The organism is Bacillus cereus group sp. MYBK216-1, assembly GCF_051916495.1.
Lineage (GTDB): Bacteria > Bacillota > Bacilli > Bacillales > Bacillaceae_G > Bacillus_A > Bacillus_A thuringiensis_K.
In genome coordinates this window covers 818,330-833,915 of the sequence record NZ_JBQAGT010000002.1, presented here as the reverse complement: position 1 = coordinate 833,915, position 15,586 = coordinate 818,330, and the positions used below count along the sequence as shown (strand labels likewise).

The following is a 15,586-nucleotide window of genomic DNA, read 5'->3' as shown; positions in this document are numbered from 1 at the left end:
TATAAGATTTTGTACTTAGTAATCTCGCGATTTAAGGCATGACATTGGATAAGGGCGGGGAGTTCAATCGATTTTGAATAAAATCAATAGTATCAGTTGCAATTTTTTTACGTTTAAGAACGATCCCGGCATGCCCACATTTATAAATATATCGTGGAGGTCTTTCCCAAGATTCCCACAAGTAGTCTGTATCCTCAGAATGCACATATAGATCATGCTTACCTGAAATTAATAAAATATTTTCTTTTTTTACTTTTGGCAATGCTTGACTCGGTTCAGTGATTTTCCAATAATCTATTAAATCATCATACGTAACACCATGATGTTCCAAGTCTTCTCTAATAAATTTACCTGGAGTTGTATTCCAAATAGAATAAGAAAGTCGATTTGCATAGAAAATGGATGCTAACATATCAATTTCTTCTTCAACAAGAGAGGTTAAGTTAGTAATAAATCCGCCTAAACTAATTCCTATTAGAATCAGGGGCCCCTTTTTATTTGCTTTAATCCATTTAATCAAAGCTCGTAAATCAGCTACCGCTTGTCTAGTTGCTTGTACTGTTCGTTCAATATTTGCACTTACCATATACTCTCCACTGAATAAGGATTGATCGGGTTTTCTTTCAAAATGATAGGGTAGAGTGAAATAATACATATTCCACTTCAGGCTGGTCATATGATCGTGGAATATGTTTTTCACACGTTCGTTAGAATCCATTCTCCAACCGTGAACAAAGATAACATGAGGTGCATTTTCATTTTTATGTAAGAATAATTCCCCAGTTACAGAGTCGTTGCGTGAATCACCGGATTGAACCGAACTTTTATAGTTGAATTGCCCAACCATGTATTCATTTTCCTGCTTTGAATGCTTAATGTCAAAATGAAAATGTGATGGTTTTACTTTATAAAAAGATTCTATGTTCTTTATATTTAATGAAGTGTTAGAAAGGGAAGTAAACTGAAATGCTACACTTCTTTTTTTGTGTAAATCATATAAGGCGTACCGATCAATGAGTTTTGAAAAAATCAAATTAACCTCCTCCAAAATACATATTGTTTAAAACATAAACAAAATTTATGTTTTAAATTAAGTAGGAAATATTTTCTTTTCCTACTAGTAGGTGCTTGAATTATAAAAATAGGTGATGAATTTGTATATTATATTATAAAGCTTACAATAGATAGTTTATACTAAAATGTAAGAAGCAAGTTAATATTCTTATCCATATAAAAGAATGTTTACTTGCTTCTTTTCTTATTAAAAGATGTAATTTCTATGAGGAACCTTACAATTCCCATATAGATATTCACAATCAGCTTCTATATATTTATTGTATAGAAATTATATAATAAATATATCTTTCATGTTACATACATTAAATCAAGCCTTAGCCTCTTTTTCTATAATTCTCTTAAATTGACTACTTCTTACCAATGTTCAACAACGACTGCGTTTTTGAATTTGTGTTCTAGTTTTTCTTGAACAGGTAAATGAATAACTACACATAAACTCCTTATATCTCTCGTTAAACTACCGATTAGCTCCATATAAACTCTAGATAACCTATGTAGAATACAAGATATCAAGGAGGTAAGAAAAAATGAATTTTATGAAACGAGCAATTCTCAGTATGAAAAAAAGGATAGGAACATCATTAATTTTGATGGCAGTTTTTCTAATTGTTACAAATTTGGTTCTTTCAGGTTTCACAATTCAAAATGCATCAAAAAAAGCAGCGGATGCTGCAAGAAAAAAACTTGGTGTAGATGTTACTTTAGGTCTTGATTTCGACAAATTAGGTCAAAAAGCTAAGGAAACTGGAGAAATGCCAAATCCGCCGCAGCTCGATGCAAAAGAAACAGATCAATTAGCGAAGTCCAAGTATGTAAAAGATTATAATTACATAGCTAACACTTTCGGTATTTCTGATGGGCTTAAACTAGTAGGAGCTTCAGAAGGAGAAGAAGAAGGAAAAGGTAAAGTGGGAATGGCGGCTGCGCGAGGCGGTTCAAGCTCTGGTACAGAAATAGATATGAATGCTTCTTTTATGATTGAGGGAGTTCGCAAGACTGCATTACAAGAAAGCTTTAAAAACGGAAAAAGTAAAATCATTGATGGAAAACCAATTACAGAGCAAATGAAGGATCAGAATGTAGCTTTAATGGAAAAACGATTAGCGGAATTAAACAATTTGAAAGCAGGAGACAAAGTTAAAGTGCAATCAGGGGATAAGAAGGAAACCCTTGAGGTTGAAATTATCGGTATTTACGAAACAAATGAGCAAGCAATGGGGCAACAGGCTCCTCCTATTATGGATCCAGCTAATAAACTATATATGCCGCATTCAACTATGAAAAAATTAGAAGTAGACCCAGGTATAAGTAGTGTTCAAGTCGTGTATTTCTTGAATGATCCACAATATATTGATGCATTTAAAAAAGAAGCAAAAAAATCTAATATTGATTTTAATTATTATAAATTAGATGCGCATGATTCATTGTACAAGCAAATGATTGGTCCTATCGAAAATATCTCTTCGACTTCTCAAATGATTATTTATATTGTATCGATTGCAGGTGCAATTATTTTAGGATTAATCATTATGCTATCAATTAAAGGACGTCGTAAAGAAATGGGAATTCTATTGTCTATTGGAGAGAAAAAGTGGAAACTAATGGCGCAATTCGTAGTAGAAGTAGTGTGTGTCGCTATTTTAGCATTTGGATTATCCATAACAACAGGAGCTAAAGTTTCTCAATATATCGGGGATAATTTACTGTCGAATGAAATTGCTACTGCAGGCGAAGAAACAAATACCTCGCAAAATGGTACTGTAATGATGGCTGGACCTGGTGGTACTCTACAAAATCAAAAAGAAGATCCAATTGATAAAATTGATGTAAGTGTAACAGGAGAAGATGTAGGGAAAATGGGTGGAATTGGACTAGCTATTGCTATAATAGCAACACTTCTTCCAGCATTATCTATTCTACGTTTAAACCCAAAACAAATTCTTTTAAAAGATGAATGAGGAGGCTCGATATGGAGACGATTTTACAGTTTAAAAATTTGGATTATTATTATGAAAGTAATGGAAAAAATGTAGCGATACTAGATAATGTTAACTTTTCTTTTCAAAAAGGTCATTTCTACACGATTTTAGGACCATCCGGATCTGGCAAAACCACAACCCTGAGCTTAGGTTGTGGACTGGATGTCCCTAAAAATGGTTATGTACTGTATAATGGCAAAGATATTAGAAAAATTGGTTTGGATCGATACCGTAATCAAAATGTATCTGTAATTTTCCAATCTTATAATTTGATAACCTATATGACAGCTCTTCAAAATGTCTTAACAGCAATGGAAATTACAGGTGTTAAAGTGCAAAATAAAACAGCAAGAGCATTACAATTATTAGAGAGGGTAGGACTCACAGAAGTTGAAGCGAAACGAAACGTCCTGCAACTAAGTGGTGGTCAACAACAGCGTGTAGCAATTGCTCGAGCACTATCTTGTAATGTTGATTTACTGATTGCAGATGAGCCGACAGGAAACCTCGACGAGGAAACCGCAATGGATATAATAGAACTATTTCAAGAACTTGCACATAAAGAGAATAAATGCATTATTGTTGTGACGCACTCACAGGAGGTTGCTAAAAAATCAGATCGTGCAGTGTATTTAAGGAAGAAGAAGTTGGTCGTAAATGAAATCTAATATAAACATCGTAGCTTTTTAATTGACATAATTTTCAAGATTCAGACCTTTCAAAAGCTTATATTTGATTTATAATAAAATCAAGCCATAATCAAAATGGTCTCCCTGTACTGAATGTTAAAATAGTTTGTTGTTCCCGTTTTAATAATATTGCCATGGTTCTAAGCGCTAATCCGTTATAAATACTGAAAAAGAGCCCTACATAAATAGGACTCTTTTTCTTGAAATATATTAAGTTGCTGGATATAAATTAGAACCAAGGTAACGTTCTTTTATAATTTGAAGATGATGAAGCTCATGACCAGCAATGATGTATGCTAATGCACGAACTGTAACTTCAGAATTATTCGCATTTCCTCTTTGTGACCAAGCTTCTTTATCTAAGCTTCTAAGTAAATGCAGGGTAGATTGGCGAACAACTATTAAATTCTCAAGAAGATCTTGCATAGATTGCTTATCAAAAGCAGCTCTAAGAACATACATATCATCATTATAGCCTGGAAGTTCTGCTGTCTCGCCTCGAGCGATTGATAGTAATCGATACGCCATAATCCGTTCTGTATCTGCTATATGACCCATTACTTCTTTTATACTCCATTTAGTAGGAGCATACCGGAAAAGTCCCTCACTATCAGAAATTCCCTTTAATAAAAGATTCGTTTCCTTCATTTGTTGTTCTAGAATATGTATGATATTTCCGTCTGATACCAAGTTGGTATACGTTGCATAATAGGAGTTATATTCACTTACTTGTGGTCTTATTTGCATACGAATCATCCTTTATGTTTTATATTTAATCTTTACATATAGCTTACCATAAAAGAATTCCAAATTAATCTGAAAAATGGAGGCAAATATACATTTTTCATCTTCCTTTTCAGTTTCATAGATGAAATGCATCTCAAATAAGAGAATCTAATTTGCTGCTAAGCGGAATGTCGTTTTTTTGCTGCTATAGTAGAAGATAAATATGTAAATTGAATACGGTTTGTCACTACTTATGATAATCGCCATTTAAGAAGCAGCATTTGTCCATTACATGAAAAACCTGTTAATAAATTTATACTTACTACAAAAACAAACAAACTCGTCCTATTTAAAGGAGAGTTTGTTTGTTTTTATGTTTAGATAATGGAATACTCATGCAAAATTGTACACTATGTTCCATATTTTTTATTGAATACTTTATATCTAGCGTTTCAAGAATTTGTTTAACAATATATAGCCCTAAACCATTTCCTCCAGTATTTCGATTCCTTGATTTTTCAATTCGATAAAATGGTTTGAAAATTTGTTGTATCTCTTCATCTTTAATATTGACACCTGTATTTATAATTTTCATTTCGATTTGACCTTGTTTAGAATCCTCAATTAACTTTATATAGACTTTTTCATTATGTGGTGAATACATAACCGCATTGTGAATAATATTTTTACATGCTTTTTCTAAAAGAGCACAATCGGTATAAATAGAAAGGTCAGAATCAATTTCTTTTATTATTTCGATGCTTTTTTGAGAAGCAAAAAATTCGAGATCTTTTGTGATTGTACCTATTAACTTTGAAGGATTAACTTCCTCTACTTTTAGTTTGAAGGTGTGTTGTTCTAATTTCGATACGCTTAAAATTTCACGAACTAATTGTTCCATACTTTCAATAATTTGATGATTTTTCTTTAAATATTGATTGCGATTTTGATAAGGGCCAATATTGTATATCATTCCTTCTAAGTATCCTTTCATTACAGTAAGAGGAGACTTTAATTCATGTGCTACAATCGCAAAAAACTCTCTTCGTTTTGTTTCTATTTCTCTTTCTTTTTCAATATCATTTTTTAATTGTTCATTTGCTTTTTTTAAATCAAACATAGCTTGTTGCAAGTTAATAGACATGTCATTCAAACTATTAGATAATTCTCCTAACTCATCTGTAGAGCGAACCTCAATTTTTTCGGAGAAATCTAAATTTGCCATCTTTTGTGCACCTTCATTAATATAAATAAGTGGCTTTGTAATAAACCTGGAATAAAAATAAGCACTTCCTATACCAATAACGAGCACAATGATACTAATATAGGGGAGAAAGCGTACTAAAACTTGTGAAGCTTCATCAATCGGTTGAAATGTAGCAAAGACTATAAGCGTTAAACTACCATCTTGGAATTGAATTGGTTTCGTAACGTTATATGAATTGCTAAGGGTACTTGTATTCTCGAATCGTGTTGCTTTAGTAACTACTGTTTTTTGCGTACCACTTTGAATAAAAGAAAATGAAGGAGAGTAAATAATTACTCCTTCTTTATTTTGAAGATAAAGCATCGCATTATTTTTTTTGGCGTATTCATCAAAAAGTGGTATCGCATCTTGAAACGTAAGATTTTTAGACTTATCAATGATTTCGTTTATCCCTGTTTGAAGTTGATCTGTTTTATATTGCTCATAAAATGTAGGGAGAAAGAAGTATAAAGTTAAATAAATCAATACTGCAAAGGATAATAAAATGAGAGATGTAGTCATAAAGAGTTTATAAGTAATTTGCTTCATTTTCATGAGTTTCACAATACTATTCATCAATTTTATATCCAATACCCTTTATTGTTTTAATATAAGGGATAGCTAATTTTTTGCGTAGGTTTTTAATATGTGTATCAATTATTCGTGTTTCTCCAAAATAATCGTAACCCCAAACCTTTTCAACGATATTTTCTCTTGTGAGTACTTTTCTCTCATTTTGAAATAGTAGTTGTAGAATTTCAAACTCTTTTGTCGTTAATATAATTTCAACGTCATTTACATATACTCTATATGCATCCACATCAATACGCACTTCTTTAAATATCAAATGATTATTTACATTTTTATCATAACTTCTTCTAAGTACCGCTTCGACTCGTCTAATCAAAACATGAAATGAAAAGGGCTTTGTTATATAATCATCGATTCCAAGGTCGAATCCTTTCATTTGATCTTCCTCTTCTTCCAACGCAGTTAGCATAATAATTGGTACATTTGACTGACTTCGAATCATTTTAGAAACTTCAAACCCATTAAGATTGGGCATCATGACATCTAGAAGAATTAAATCAAACGATTGCTTATTAAATTGTGTCATACCCTCTAGTCCATCTGAAGCGACTACCACTGTATAATGCTGTGTCATTAAAAATTGTTTAATTAATTCCTGAATTTCTTGATCGTCCTCTACCACGAGAATATGATAGTTTTTCATAATATCACCTCTGGTAGTCATTATAGCCGCACTATCTGGAGTTTATGTGGAGATACAATAGGAACTTCATAGGACGTTTAACGTATTAGCTTCATTTTCAAGAATGTGTATTCTCCAAAAAAATATTATTAGCCATATTCCTTTTTATGAAAAAATAATTGTATGCTTGAAAAAACTTATCGTATGAAAAGCTGAACGATTTATATTTCTAAAAAACTAATGTATAATATTGGGAACTGTATGTGATTTCTTAAACTGTGTGAACATATACTTTCGCTACTTACTAGAAGGGGAAACGGAAATGAATTTCAATATAAAAAAAGTTAGCGAAATTATAGAGTGTACGTCACAAACTTTAGAGTTTTTTTGCTAATTTAGTAAACGCTTAAGGTGTGAACTAAGGATTATTTAAATCATGCGAGAAAGGTTGTGAAATTATTTGATGGGTTATAAAGCGATGCTGTTTGATTTAGATGATACATTACTTGATAGGGATAAAGCAGTAGAGGCATTATTTTTAATTGTTTTAGAAAAGTGTTATGAAAATGTAGATGGTGCGGCTAAAAGCAACATGTTACAGAATTTCAAAGAATACGATAAAAGGGAATACGGCATGTGTGATAAAACAATAGTTTTAGAATCGTTGTTTGATGAATTCCCGCCGAAGTATAGATTGCCACGCAATTACATCCAAGATTTTTGGAATAATAATTTCCCTAGATGTTTTTCAATAGACCAAAATACTGTTCATTTCTTAAATCAAATAAAGAAGCACTTTAAAGTTGGAATTATAACAAATGGCTCAACTCAGAGGCAAAAAGCTAAAATATTTAACACGAATTTAAATAGGTATTTTGAAACAATCATTATTTCTGAAGAAGTGGGATTTAGTAAACCTGATAAACGTATATTCGAACTAGCATTAAATAAGCTAAATTTACAACCGGAAAATACTTTATTTGTTGGAGATGACTTAGAAAAGGATATTGCTGGTCCTCAAAATGCAAATATAAAAGGTGTGTGGTTTAACCCTCAGAAAATCAAGAATACTACCAAAATACAACCATATGCCGAGATTAACACTTTGGATAGTTTGTTAAGTTATGTTACTCCACAATATTTTTATAACAAGTAAAAGTAATTCCATATATATATTCAAAAATATAAAAAAAGAGGAACTATCATTAATTTCATTGACCGTATTAGTAATAAAAAAATATATATTTACAACAAAAAATAGAGGCCATTTTAATAGCTGAGGCTAATTTAATCTATGATTAATACGAAGTTTTGTAAAACAATTTTACTCATACTGTGTAAATTATAAAGGGGTGAGACTATGGAAATAAAGAAAGTAGTAATCGATGGAATCAATATTGCGGCTATTGGTATTAATATCGAATGTTCAGTCTGCATTAGATACTATGGCAACAGTTCAATATGAGGTAGATGCGAAACATATTATTATCCATAAATCTTTAATAAGTGAAGATTTCTTTGATCTAAAAACACGGCTTGCGGGCGATATCCTTCAACAGTTTATAAACTACAAGGTAAAGATTGCTATTGTTGGAGATTTCTCTATATATACTAGTAAAAGCTTAAAGGATTTTATTTATGAATGTAATAAAGGGAATGACATTTTTTACTTAGCAACTGAACAACAAGCAATTGAAAAACTAAGTACATTAAAGTAATAATTATATCCTGCTAAATTCCCCCATTTCACTTAGTTAATGATTATATACGATATAGAAGAACTGATGTTTGTGGTAAACTAAGAGATGAATAAAGGGGGAGTTTTTTTGAACAATTTTAATGATACGATCCGAAATTTAAACAATATAGTTTACAAACCTAACAATTTAATGATTACGAATCTAAAAGAAGAAAAGCAAAACGCAGAATATGCAGGATGTTTATTCCACTTAAATAACAAAACCATTCGTTTTAGAAAATCAAAATTGACTCCTAATAAAATTGGGCAATTTGTTTCTTTTTGGGAGAAAGATGAAAATATGCGAAATAGAGCTTTCTCTTATGAAGCTGCTCCTGATTTATTAGTAATCACTTGTATTGCTGATAATAAACTAGGACAATTTATTTTTCCTAAAGAGATTCTTCTTAAAGAAAAAATATTGAGAACACAAAATCAAACAGGGAAAATGGCAATGAGAATTTATCCTGTTTGGGATACCACCGTTAGCAATCAAGCTAAAAAGAGCCAAACGTGGCAACGTCAATATTTTGTTGATTTAAGTGATAGTAATAATTTGCCTATAGATAAACTATTAAATTTATATTCGTAGCTTTTGGTTTGCCCCGAAAAGAAGTAATTACAGAAAAGATATTTGTAATGACGCCTTCTATTAATTTAACTCGTGAATCGTAATTTTTGTACCGGTACAGTTAAATGAAATGTACATTGTTACAGTGCCCCTTAAAATTTACAATCAGCATATATTATTTAAACTTATAAATTTTTAAGGGGTGCTAATTATGACAAGTTTACAAGATCAGCTTTTCACAAGATTAAATCTAAAAAAACGTAATGAAGTAAAGTTTGAAGAATTACCTACTATACTCTTTTCGTTTGCGCACACTATACCATTTGAGAATTTAGATGTTATAGCACGAAATACGAATCAAATCTCTCTGGAAAACTTACGGGAGAAAATTTTAACTAGTTCCCGTGGTGGACTTTGCTACGAATTAAATACTCTTTTTTACTATTTCTTAAAAGACTGTGGCTATGATGTACAACTGGCATTGGGTACGGTTTATAAAAATGATATAAGTGCATGGGCACTTGAGGATGGCCATATAACAATTATTTTAACTTATGAAAATGTACAGTATTTAATTGATGTAGGTATAGCTTCGTTAGTACCTCTAGTTCCTGTACCTTTTACTGGCGAGTCTGTTTCTTCAAAAAATGGTTCGTACCGGGTGAGACGGAAAGATACGAGTAAAGGAAATTATGTTTTAGAAAGAATAGATACTGATGGAGAATGGAAAGTTTGTCATGCTTTTTATAAACATATTATTGATGAGATAGTAGTAAACGATGTTCAAAGAAGAGTGATAGAAGATGAGAAGTCTATTTTTAATAAAGGACCAATTGCAGTTAAGTTGACGAACTCCGGCCATATTTCATTAACGAATACAAGTTTAACTGAAATGATTCATGGGGAAAAAACTAAGCGTGAAATTACAGAAGATCAATATAGAGAGTTTTTATATACTTTATTTGCTATTAAGTTATGAATAATAAAGATAGCCGGTACTTATTCAGAAGTGGCTATCTTTATTATTTTTGGTGTAAATGGTTTTCGTCTAATATGTTTCGGAAACTGCGGTATAGTTAATGTTTTTAATATTTCCGTAGCTTCTTCATATGTATGAAAAACCGGCTTTTTTGCAGCAGGATAATATGATTTAAAGTTTGATTTTCTTAATACATATAATACACTAGAACAGTACGAAAAAGTATGTACAATGAATTTTGAATGTAAAGGAAGATTAATATGTCAGTTATTGATAAATTGAAACTTAATAAGTATACAAATATGGTCGTTATTAACGAACCAAGTAATTATGACATTTTTACAGGTAAAGAAACTGCATTCTCAAAAAAACACGATGCTATCTTTATATTTGTAGAAACGCTTGATGAAATGGTGAAACAAACGAATTTTATTATTAGTAATGAAGAATTACTAATTGAAAAAGGTTACGTGTTCTTCGCATATCCGAAAAAAGGTAATGCTCGTTATAGTACGTTTATTCACCGTGATGAGATGTTTCCGGCATTAAACGTTGGAGAAGATGGTTATGTGGGAGAAAGCGATATTAAATTTGCACGAATGGTAAGTATGGATGAAGTCTTTACTGTTGTAGGTTTAAAACGCGAGAAGAAAAAAACAACGAAAACATCTGCTATGAGTCAATGTGTTGCCGATTATGCAGATCGAATTAAAGATGTTGAAGCATTATTAGCTAATCATCCGAATGAACTTAAGTTTTATCAAAGTTTAACGCCTGGATACCAAAAAGATTGGGCACGTAATCTTTTTTCTGTGAAACAAGAAAAAACACGTGAAAAACGTCTAGAGAAAATGATAGAAATCCTTTCACAAGGCTATAAAACAATTGAATTATTCCGTAAAAAGAAAAAATAATGACTAAGAAAGTCACAATGCTGCAACAATTAATTGTGATGAGTACATTGAAAAAAGTATTCCTTCCATTATACTAAGGAATGTTCTTATATTTATATAATTAGCAAAAAGAGAAAAGGTGTTTGAAATGAAATCGTATATTGTAGTTGGATCTGGAATTTTAGGAGCGTCTACTGCTTATCATCTTGCTAAGGCAGGTGCGAATGTTACTATCGTGGATCGCCAACAATTAGGGCAAGCAACTGATGCAGGAGCAGGTATTGTATGTCCATGGCTATCACAGCGTCGTAATAAAGCATGGTATAAAATTGTTAAAGGCGGTGCACGTTACTATTCTTCGTTAATTCAGCAATTAGAAGAAGACGGTGAAACTGACACAGGATATAATCGTGTAGGTGCAATTAGTTTACATACTGACGAGAAAAAGTTAGATCAAATGGAAGTGCGAGCTTATAAACGACGTGAAGATGCCCCAGAGATTGGTGAAATCACTCGCTTATCAGCTGAAGAAACAAAAAAATTATTCCCAGCATTATCAGACGAATATAGTTCTGTTCATATTAGTGGTGCTGCACGAGTAAATGGAAGATTATTACGCAATGCATTAATAAGTGCTGCGAAAAAACATGGTGCAACTTTCATAAAAGGCGATGCTATATTAGTCCGTGAAGGAAATCATATTACGGGAGTTACAGTAAACGATGAAACAATTTTAGCGGAAAAGGTTATTGTAACTGCAGGCGCATGGGCGAACGAAATCTTGAATCCATTAGGAATTAATTTCTTAGTTACATTCCAAAAAGGACAAATTGTTCATCTGCAAATCGAGAATACAGCAACAGAAAATATGCCAGTTGTTATGCCACCGAACGATCAATATATTTTAACGTTTGACAATGGGCATGTCGTAATTGGTGCAACACATGAGAATAATACTGGTTTCGATCATCGTGTAACAGCAGGTGGTTTACATGAAGTATTCCATAAGGCATTAGCAGTTGCACCTGGATTAGAAAATGCTACAGTGCTTGAAACGAGAGTTGGATTCAGACCATTCACACCAGGATTCTTACCTGTTATCGGACCAATACCTAACTTTGAAGGAATTCTCGTTGCGAATGGATTAGGAGCTTCGGGTTTAACAGCTGGTCCATACTTAGGAGCGGAACTTGCTAAATTAGCGCTGGGACAACCGATTGAGTTAGATTTAAATGATTATGATGTTGCTGGCGCAATTGAATAATATAGGGTACTGCTAACATTTAGGAAAAACCATGCTAAACACATTCGACAGGGAATAAGCAGTTTTTCCTCTGTTAAGAGTAAACCTGTTTATGAAAAATAAAATTCTTTAAAAATAGAAGGCCGACATTATAAACCTGCATTAATAATGTAGAATTGTGATGTCGGCTCTTTGTTTATATTTATTTAAAACTTATTTTCGAGAGGAGCTTAAGCAATGAGAGCGCCAGATCAAGTATTGATATTTCCTTATATAAAAACTGCTAATTCCATTCAATATGCTATTTTCAAACGAAGTGATTATAGTTATTGGCAAGGAATAGCTGGTGGCGGAGAAGACGGTGAGATTCCTATTGAATCAGCAAAACGGGAAGCGTTTGAAGAGGCTGGTATTACAAGAGAATGTCCATATATACAATTAGATTCTGTGTCTTCACTACCAGTAGAGGATGTAGTTAGAGGATTCCTTTGGGGAGAAGAGGTTTATGTAATAAAAGAATTTTCTTTTGGAGTTAAAGTTCCTACAAAAAACATATCATTATCTAAAGAACACTTTAATTATAAATGGTTATGCTTTGAGGAAGCAGTAACGTTTTTGAAATGGGATAGCAACAAAACAGCATTGTGGGAATTAAACAAAAGATTATTAAAACAATAAAAGTGTTAGCTAACAAAAATAGTAGTGAAAGAAGAATTGAACCATTAACAAACCCTTGCTACATTTCTAAACAATGTTTTAGATTATAAAATAGAGTAATATAGATTTGGCATGTTATGCTAAAATTCGCTTAGTGTATATTTTCGTTAAAATGTGGGTGGGCCCCCTTTTAGCAAAACCGGAGTGGGAATGATGAGTATAAATAGTTTTGTGGGATTGATAAATGACGAATTATTAAAAGAGGTAAGTATAAGAAGTGATGATGAATTCGAGCCTGTAGTAGTTAAAGATATTCCTAGACTTTGGAAGTGTTTAGGAACAGGTAATTATGCCGCAGTATTCATGCACAGAGAATACAAAGATTGGGTAGTGAAAGTTTACGTGCGAGAAGGAGAAGGAATTGAAAAAGAGTCAGAAGTATACCGAAGAATTGGAGATCATCCTTCTTATTCAAAGCTTATATATATAGGGGAAAATTTCATAGTATTGAAACGTTTAAAAGAAATTACCTTATACGATGCCCTTCATAAGGGGATTAAAATTCCTAAGCAGGTGATCCTTGATATAAATAAAGCTTTAGAGTATGCGAGGGAACAAGGATTAACTCCTTGTGATGTTCACGGGAAAAATGTGATGATGGAAAAAGGAAGGGGATATGTAGTCGATGTATCTGATTTCTTAAAAACAAAAGAAGATAGTAAGTGGAGGGATCTAGAAAAGGCATATTTCACCTTTTATTTTCCTTTCATTTATAAATTGCCTTTCTCTGTTAAAATACCGTATTTTATGTTAAACATTGTTAGACGTTCGTATAGAAAATATAAGAAGCTTAAAAAGAACTTCAAATTATAAAAGGACCACATATGTTCCTGAAAACGAGTTGAATTCACATAAATTACTGTAGAAAAATTTAAATTTTTGTTTAGGGGTTATTTCAAGACCTTAGCTTGCTGGGTATGTGGTGCTATCCCATTACTATCAACTTAAGAATTGATAGTAATGGGGTATTTAATTTCTTATCTTGATGAGTATGGGATACTGCCAGCATTTCTTCTATCTTCTATATTCTTGTTGTAGGGTGTTATAAAATTCTTAAGTTAATAGGCCTTGAGTGCCATACATAGCAGAATTAACGAGTAAATGTAATAATCTCATCAACAGCTTTGATATAACCACCTGCCTCACGGAATGATTGACTAATTTTTTTGGCATTCTCTTTGTAAATCGAATGCTGCAACACTTCATTAACGGCATGTTTTAAATCCTCGGCCGATAATTGCTGGATATTTAACATAAATCCTGCGCCAAGTTCGTATACTCGCTCAGCAATCGTATGCTGATCATTTATAAATGGGAGCATAACTAGAGGTACTTCAAAATAAAGTGATTCACTTGTGCTATTCATTCCACAATGACTAATAAATACATCCGCTTGACGCAGTATATCTAATTGTGGAAGATAGTTACCAACAATAAAATTATCAGGTATATCTCCTAGCTGCTCCACTGTTAATTGTTTACCTATACTAAGTACTACTTTCGCATTAAGATCTTTTAAACCGACGAAACATTTTTGATAGAATTCAGGCTGATTATTAATTATGGTTCCCATAGAAATATAAATCACACGTTCTCCTTTTAATTCATCAACCGAAAAATCATTTAGAGTTTCATTTTCAGCAATGGAAGGACCGATAAAAATATAGCCATCCTTAAAATCCTTGCTGTTTCTTTGGAAATAGCGAGAAGTAAAGACAATATTCAAATCGCCTGAACCCGGACAAAGCAAAAAATTATCAGATAGGGATACTTCATATTTTCCTTCTAAATATTGTTTCCTTTTTGCTATTTCTTCTAATTGCAAAAATACTTGTAGCATGGCTAAACGTTCCTGTCAGGTTCATATTTTCTTTTAGTTCTTGTGAAAAAGCAAACGTGGTCCAAGTTGCAATAGATGCTAAACCTCTATGGTGAGCAACCCATTTTCCAGGTAAAGACTGTGCATCATAGAGGATGTAATCGTATGTTTCTTTGGAGATTTCTTCAAAAATGGAATCAGTAATTCTTTCCATAGCATGAAGGAAGTGTAATAAGTACTCTTGAGGATGGGAAGTCATAAGATTCATAGTTTCCGAAAGCTCTCTTTGTGCCTCTTGATTGATGGGACGGAATTGCGCACCTGCTTTTTTGATTTTTTCTTCAAAATCATTTGATGAATAATAGACAATGTTGTCTCCACGTTGTACTAAATCTTGTACTAATCCTAATGTTGGATTTAAGTGTCCTTCTCCACCTATATTGATGTAAAGTGCTTTTTTCATCTTTATCCCCTCCAGTAAATTTGATATCGTTAAATGTAAAATGTAAACGATTTTTTATTTTGTTTGAATTATAACAAACGAAGTGAATAAATGTCTATTTTTAATTTTGAATATTCTTAATTTTTAGAGGGTATTTTATTTAGATAACTTGATGGATGTGGCGAGACCCCACATCCATCAAGTTAAGAAAAAGAAACACCCCAAAAACAAAAAAATGAGATGACTTCTCAAAG

The 15,586-nt window shown here is 32.2% G+C and carries 15 protein-coding genes and 1 pseudogene; 10 read left to right on the top strand and 6 right to left on the bottom strand.

The annotated features are described in order from the left end of the window. Positions 1–31 precede the first annotated feature (31 nt). Positions 32–1,033 carry an alpha/beta hydrolase gene (locus ACTFRH_RS09755; RefSeq protein WP_000577709.1) on the bottom strand — a complete coding sequence of 334 codons (1,002 nt, stop codon included), beginning with the start codon at positions 1,031–1,033 and terminating at the stop codon, positions 32–34. Between the two features lie 571 nt (positions 1,034–1,604). Between ACTFRH_RS09755 and ACTFRH_RS09750 the strand changes: the two genes are divergently transcribed. Beyond that, a complete protein-coding gene (locus ACTFRH_RS09750; protein WP_001010229.1) occupies positions 1,605–3,035 on the top strand; it encodes an ABC transporter permease in 1,431 nt (476 codons plus the stop codon). 11 nt (positions 3,036–3,046) lie between these two features. Then, positions 3,047–3,724 carry an ABC transporter ATP-binding protein gene (locus tag ACTFRH_RS09745; protein WP_000447857.1) on the top strand — a complete coding sequence of 226 codons (678 nt, stop codon included), beginning with the start codon at positions 3,047–3,049 and terminating at the stop codon, positions 3,722–3,724. Between the two features lie 231 nt (positions 3,725–3,955). Here the strand turns inward: ACTFRH_RS09745 and ACTFRH_RS09740 are convergent, their stop codons facing one another. The 3 genes from ACTFRH_RS09740 to ACTFRH_RS09730 all read right to left on the bottom strand — a co-directional run bounded on the left by ACTFRH_RS09740 (position 3,956) and on the right by ACTFRH_RS09730 (position 6,951). Further along, positions 3,956–4,492 carry a DinB family protein gene (locus ACTFRH_RS09740; protein WP_001167136.1) on the bottom strand — a complete coding sequence of 179 codons (537 nt, stop codon included), beginning with the start codon at positions 4,490–4,492 and terminating at the stop codon, positions 3,956–3,958. Positions 4,493–4,820: 328 nt separating this feature from the next. Beyond that, positions 4,821–6,272 (bottom strand): sensor histidine kinase, encoded by a 1,452-nt coding sequence (locus ACTFRH_RS09735; RefSeq protein WP_003301517.1) that lies wholly within the window; start codon positions 6,270–6,272, stop codon positions 4,821–4,823. A 13-nt stretch (positions 6,273–6,285) separates the two neighbouring features. Beyond that, positions 6,286–6,951 (bottom strand): response regulator transcription factor, encoded by a 666-nt coding sequence (locus ACTFRH_RS09730; RefSeq protein WP_000800727.1) that lies wholly within the window; start codon positions 6,949–6,951, stop codon positions 6,286–6,288. A 442-nt stretch (positions 6,952–7,393) separates the two neighbouring features. On the opposite strand from ACTFRH_RS09730, the gene ACTFRH_RS09725 reads away from it, so the two are divergent. The 8 genes and pseudogenes from ACTFRH_RS09725 to ACTFRH_RS09690 all read left to right on the top strand — a co-directional run bounded on the left by ACTFRH_RS09725 (position 7,394) and on the right by ACTFRH_RS09690 (position 13,884). Next, on the top strand, positions 7,394–8,086 hold the full coding sequence (locus ACTFRH_RS09725; protein ID WP_000540720.1) for an HAD family hydrolase: 693 nt from the start codon (positions 7,394–7,396) through the stop codon (positions 8,084–8,086). Positions 8,087–8,290: 204 nt separating this feature from the next. After that, positions 8,291–8,648, top strand: a pseudogene (locus ACTFRH_RS09720) (DUF4180 domain-containing protein). A gap of 108 nt (positions 8,649–8,756) precedes the next feature. After that, positions 8,757–9,260, top strand: a complete 504-nt coding sequence (locus ACTFRH_RS09715; protein ID WP_001058782.1) for a MepB family protein — start codon at positions 8,757–8,759, stop codon at positions 9,258–9,260. 190 nt (positions 9,261–9,450) lie between these two features. Beyond that, positions 9,451–10,218 (top strand): arylamine N-acetyltransferase family protein, encoded by a 768-nt coding sequence (locus tag ACTFRH_RS09710; RefSeq protein WP_000202753.1) that lies wholly within the window; start codon positions 9,451–9,453, stop codon positions 10,216–10,218. 260 nt (positions 10,219–10,478) lie between these two features. Continuing rightward, positions 10,479–11,132, top strand: a complete 654-nt coding sequence (locus ACTFRH_RS09705; protein ID WP_000110857.1) for a YdeI/OmpD-associated family protein — start codon at positions 10,479–10,481, stop codon at positions 11,130–11,132. 127 nt (positions 11,133–11,259) lie between these two features. Next, positions 11,260–12,375 (top strand): NAD(P)/FAD-dependent oxidoreductase, encoded by a 1,116-nt coding sequence (locus ACTFRH_RS09700; RefSeq protein ID WP_440048825.1) that lies wholly within the window; start codon positions 11,260–11,262, stop codon positions 12,373–12,375. 216 nt (positions 12,376–12,591) lie between these two features. Then, on the top strand, positions 12,592–13,032 hold the full coding sequence (locus ACTFRH_RS09695) for an NUDIX hydrolase (protein ID WP_001202551.1): 441 nt from the start codon (positions 12,592–12,594) through the stop codon (positions 13,030–13,032). Between the two features lie 192 nt (positions 13,033–13,224). Continuing rightward, the gene (locus ACTFRH_RS09690; protein ID WP_000026529.1) at positions 13,225–13,884 is read left to right on the top strand and encodes a serine/threonine protein kinase; all 660 of its coding nucleotides are present in this window, start codon (positions 13,225–13,227) and stop codon (positions 13,882–13,884) included. Positions 13,885–14,161: 277 nt separating this feature from the next. Here ACTFRH_RS09690 and ACTFRH_RS09685 read toward each other — a convergent pair whose 3' ends face one another. Further along, positions 14,162–14,911: a nucleotide disphospho-sugar-binding domain-containing protein gene (locus ACTFRH_RS09685; protein WP_440049321.1), complete on the bottom strand. Its 750-nt coding sequence runs from the start codon at positions 14,909–14,911 to the stop codon at positions 14,162–14,164. Beyond that, the gene (locus ACTFRH_RS09680) at positions 14,844–15,353 is read right to left on the bottom strand and encodes a glycosyl transferase (protein WP_440049320.1); all 510 of its coding nucleotides are present in this window, start codon (positions 15,351–15,353) and stop codon (positions 14,844–14,846) included. Before ACTFRH_RS09680 ends, ACTFRH_RS09685 begins: the two co-directional genes overlap by 68 nt. Positions 15,354–15,586: the final 233 nt, after the last annotated feature.

Coding starts and splice junctions, on each gene's coding strand:
- ACTFRH_RS09750 (WP_001010229.1), top strand. CDS start 1,605: ATGAATTTTATGAAACGAGCAATTCTCAGTATGAAAAAAAGGATAGGA.
- ACTFRH_RS09745 (WP_000447857.1), top strand. CDS start 3,047: ATGGAGACGATTTTACAGTTTAAAAATTTGGATTATTATTATGAAAGT.
- ACTFRH_RS09740 (WP_001167136.1), bottom strand. CDS start 4,492: ATGCAAATAAGACCACAAGTAAGTGAATATAACTCCTATTATGCAACG.
- ACTFRH_RS09735 (WP_003301517.1), bottom strand. CDS start 6,272: ATGAAAATGAAGCAAATTACTTATAAACTCTTTATGACTACATCTCTC.
- ACTFRH_RS09730 (WP_000800727.1), bottom strand. CDS start 6,951: ATGAAAAACTATCATATTCTCGTGGTAGAGGACGATCAAGAAATTCAG.
- ACTFRH_RS09725 (WP_000540720.1), top strand. CDS start 7,394: ATGGGTTATAAAGCGATGCTGTTTGATTTAGATGATACATTACTTGAT.
- ACTFRH_RS09710 (WP_000202753.1), top strand. CDS start 9,451: ATGACAAGTTTACAAGATCAGCTTTTCACAAGATTAAATCTAAAAAAA.
- ACTFRH_RS09705 (WP_000110857.1), top strand. CDS start 10,479: ATGTCAGTTATTGATAAATTGAAACTTAATAAGTATACAAATATGGTC.
- ACTFRH_RS09700 (WP_440048825.1), top strand. CDS start 11,260: ATGAAATCGTATATTGTAGTTGGATCTGGAATTTTAGGAGCGTCTACT.
- ACTFRH_RS09695 (WP_001202551.1), top strand. CDS start 12,592: ATGAGAGCGCCAGATCAAGTATTGATATTTCCTTATATAAAAACTGCT.
- ACTFRH_RS09690 (WP_000026529.1), top strand. CDS start 13,225: ATGAGTATAAATAGTTTTGTGGGATTGATAAATGACGAATTATTAAAA.
- ACTFRH_RS09685 (WP_440049321.1), bottom strand. CDS start 14,911: ATGCTACAAGTATTTTTGCAATTAGAAGAAATAGCAAAAAGGAAACAA.
- ACTFRH_RS09680 (WP_440049320.1), bottom strand. CDS start 15,353: ATGAAAAAAGCACTTTACATCAATATAGGTGGAGAAGGACACTTAAAT.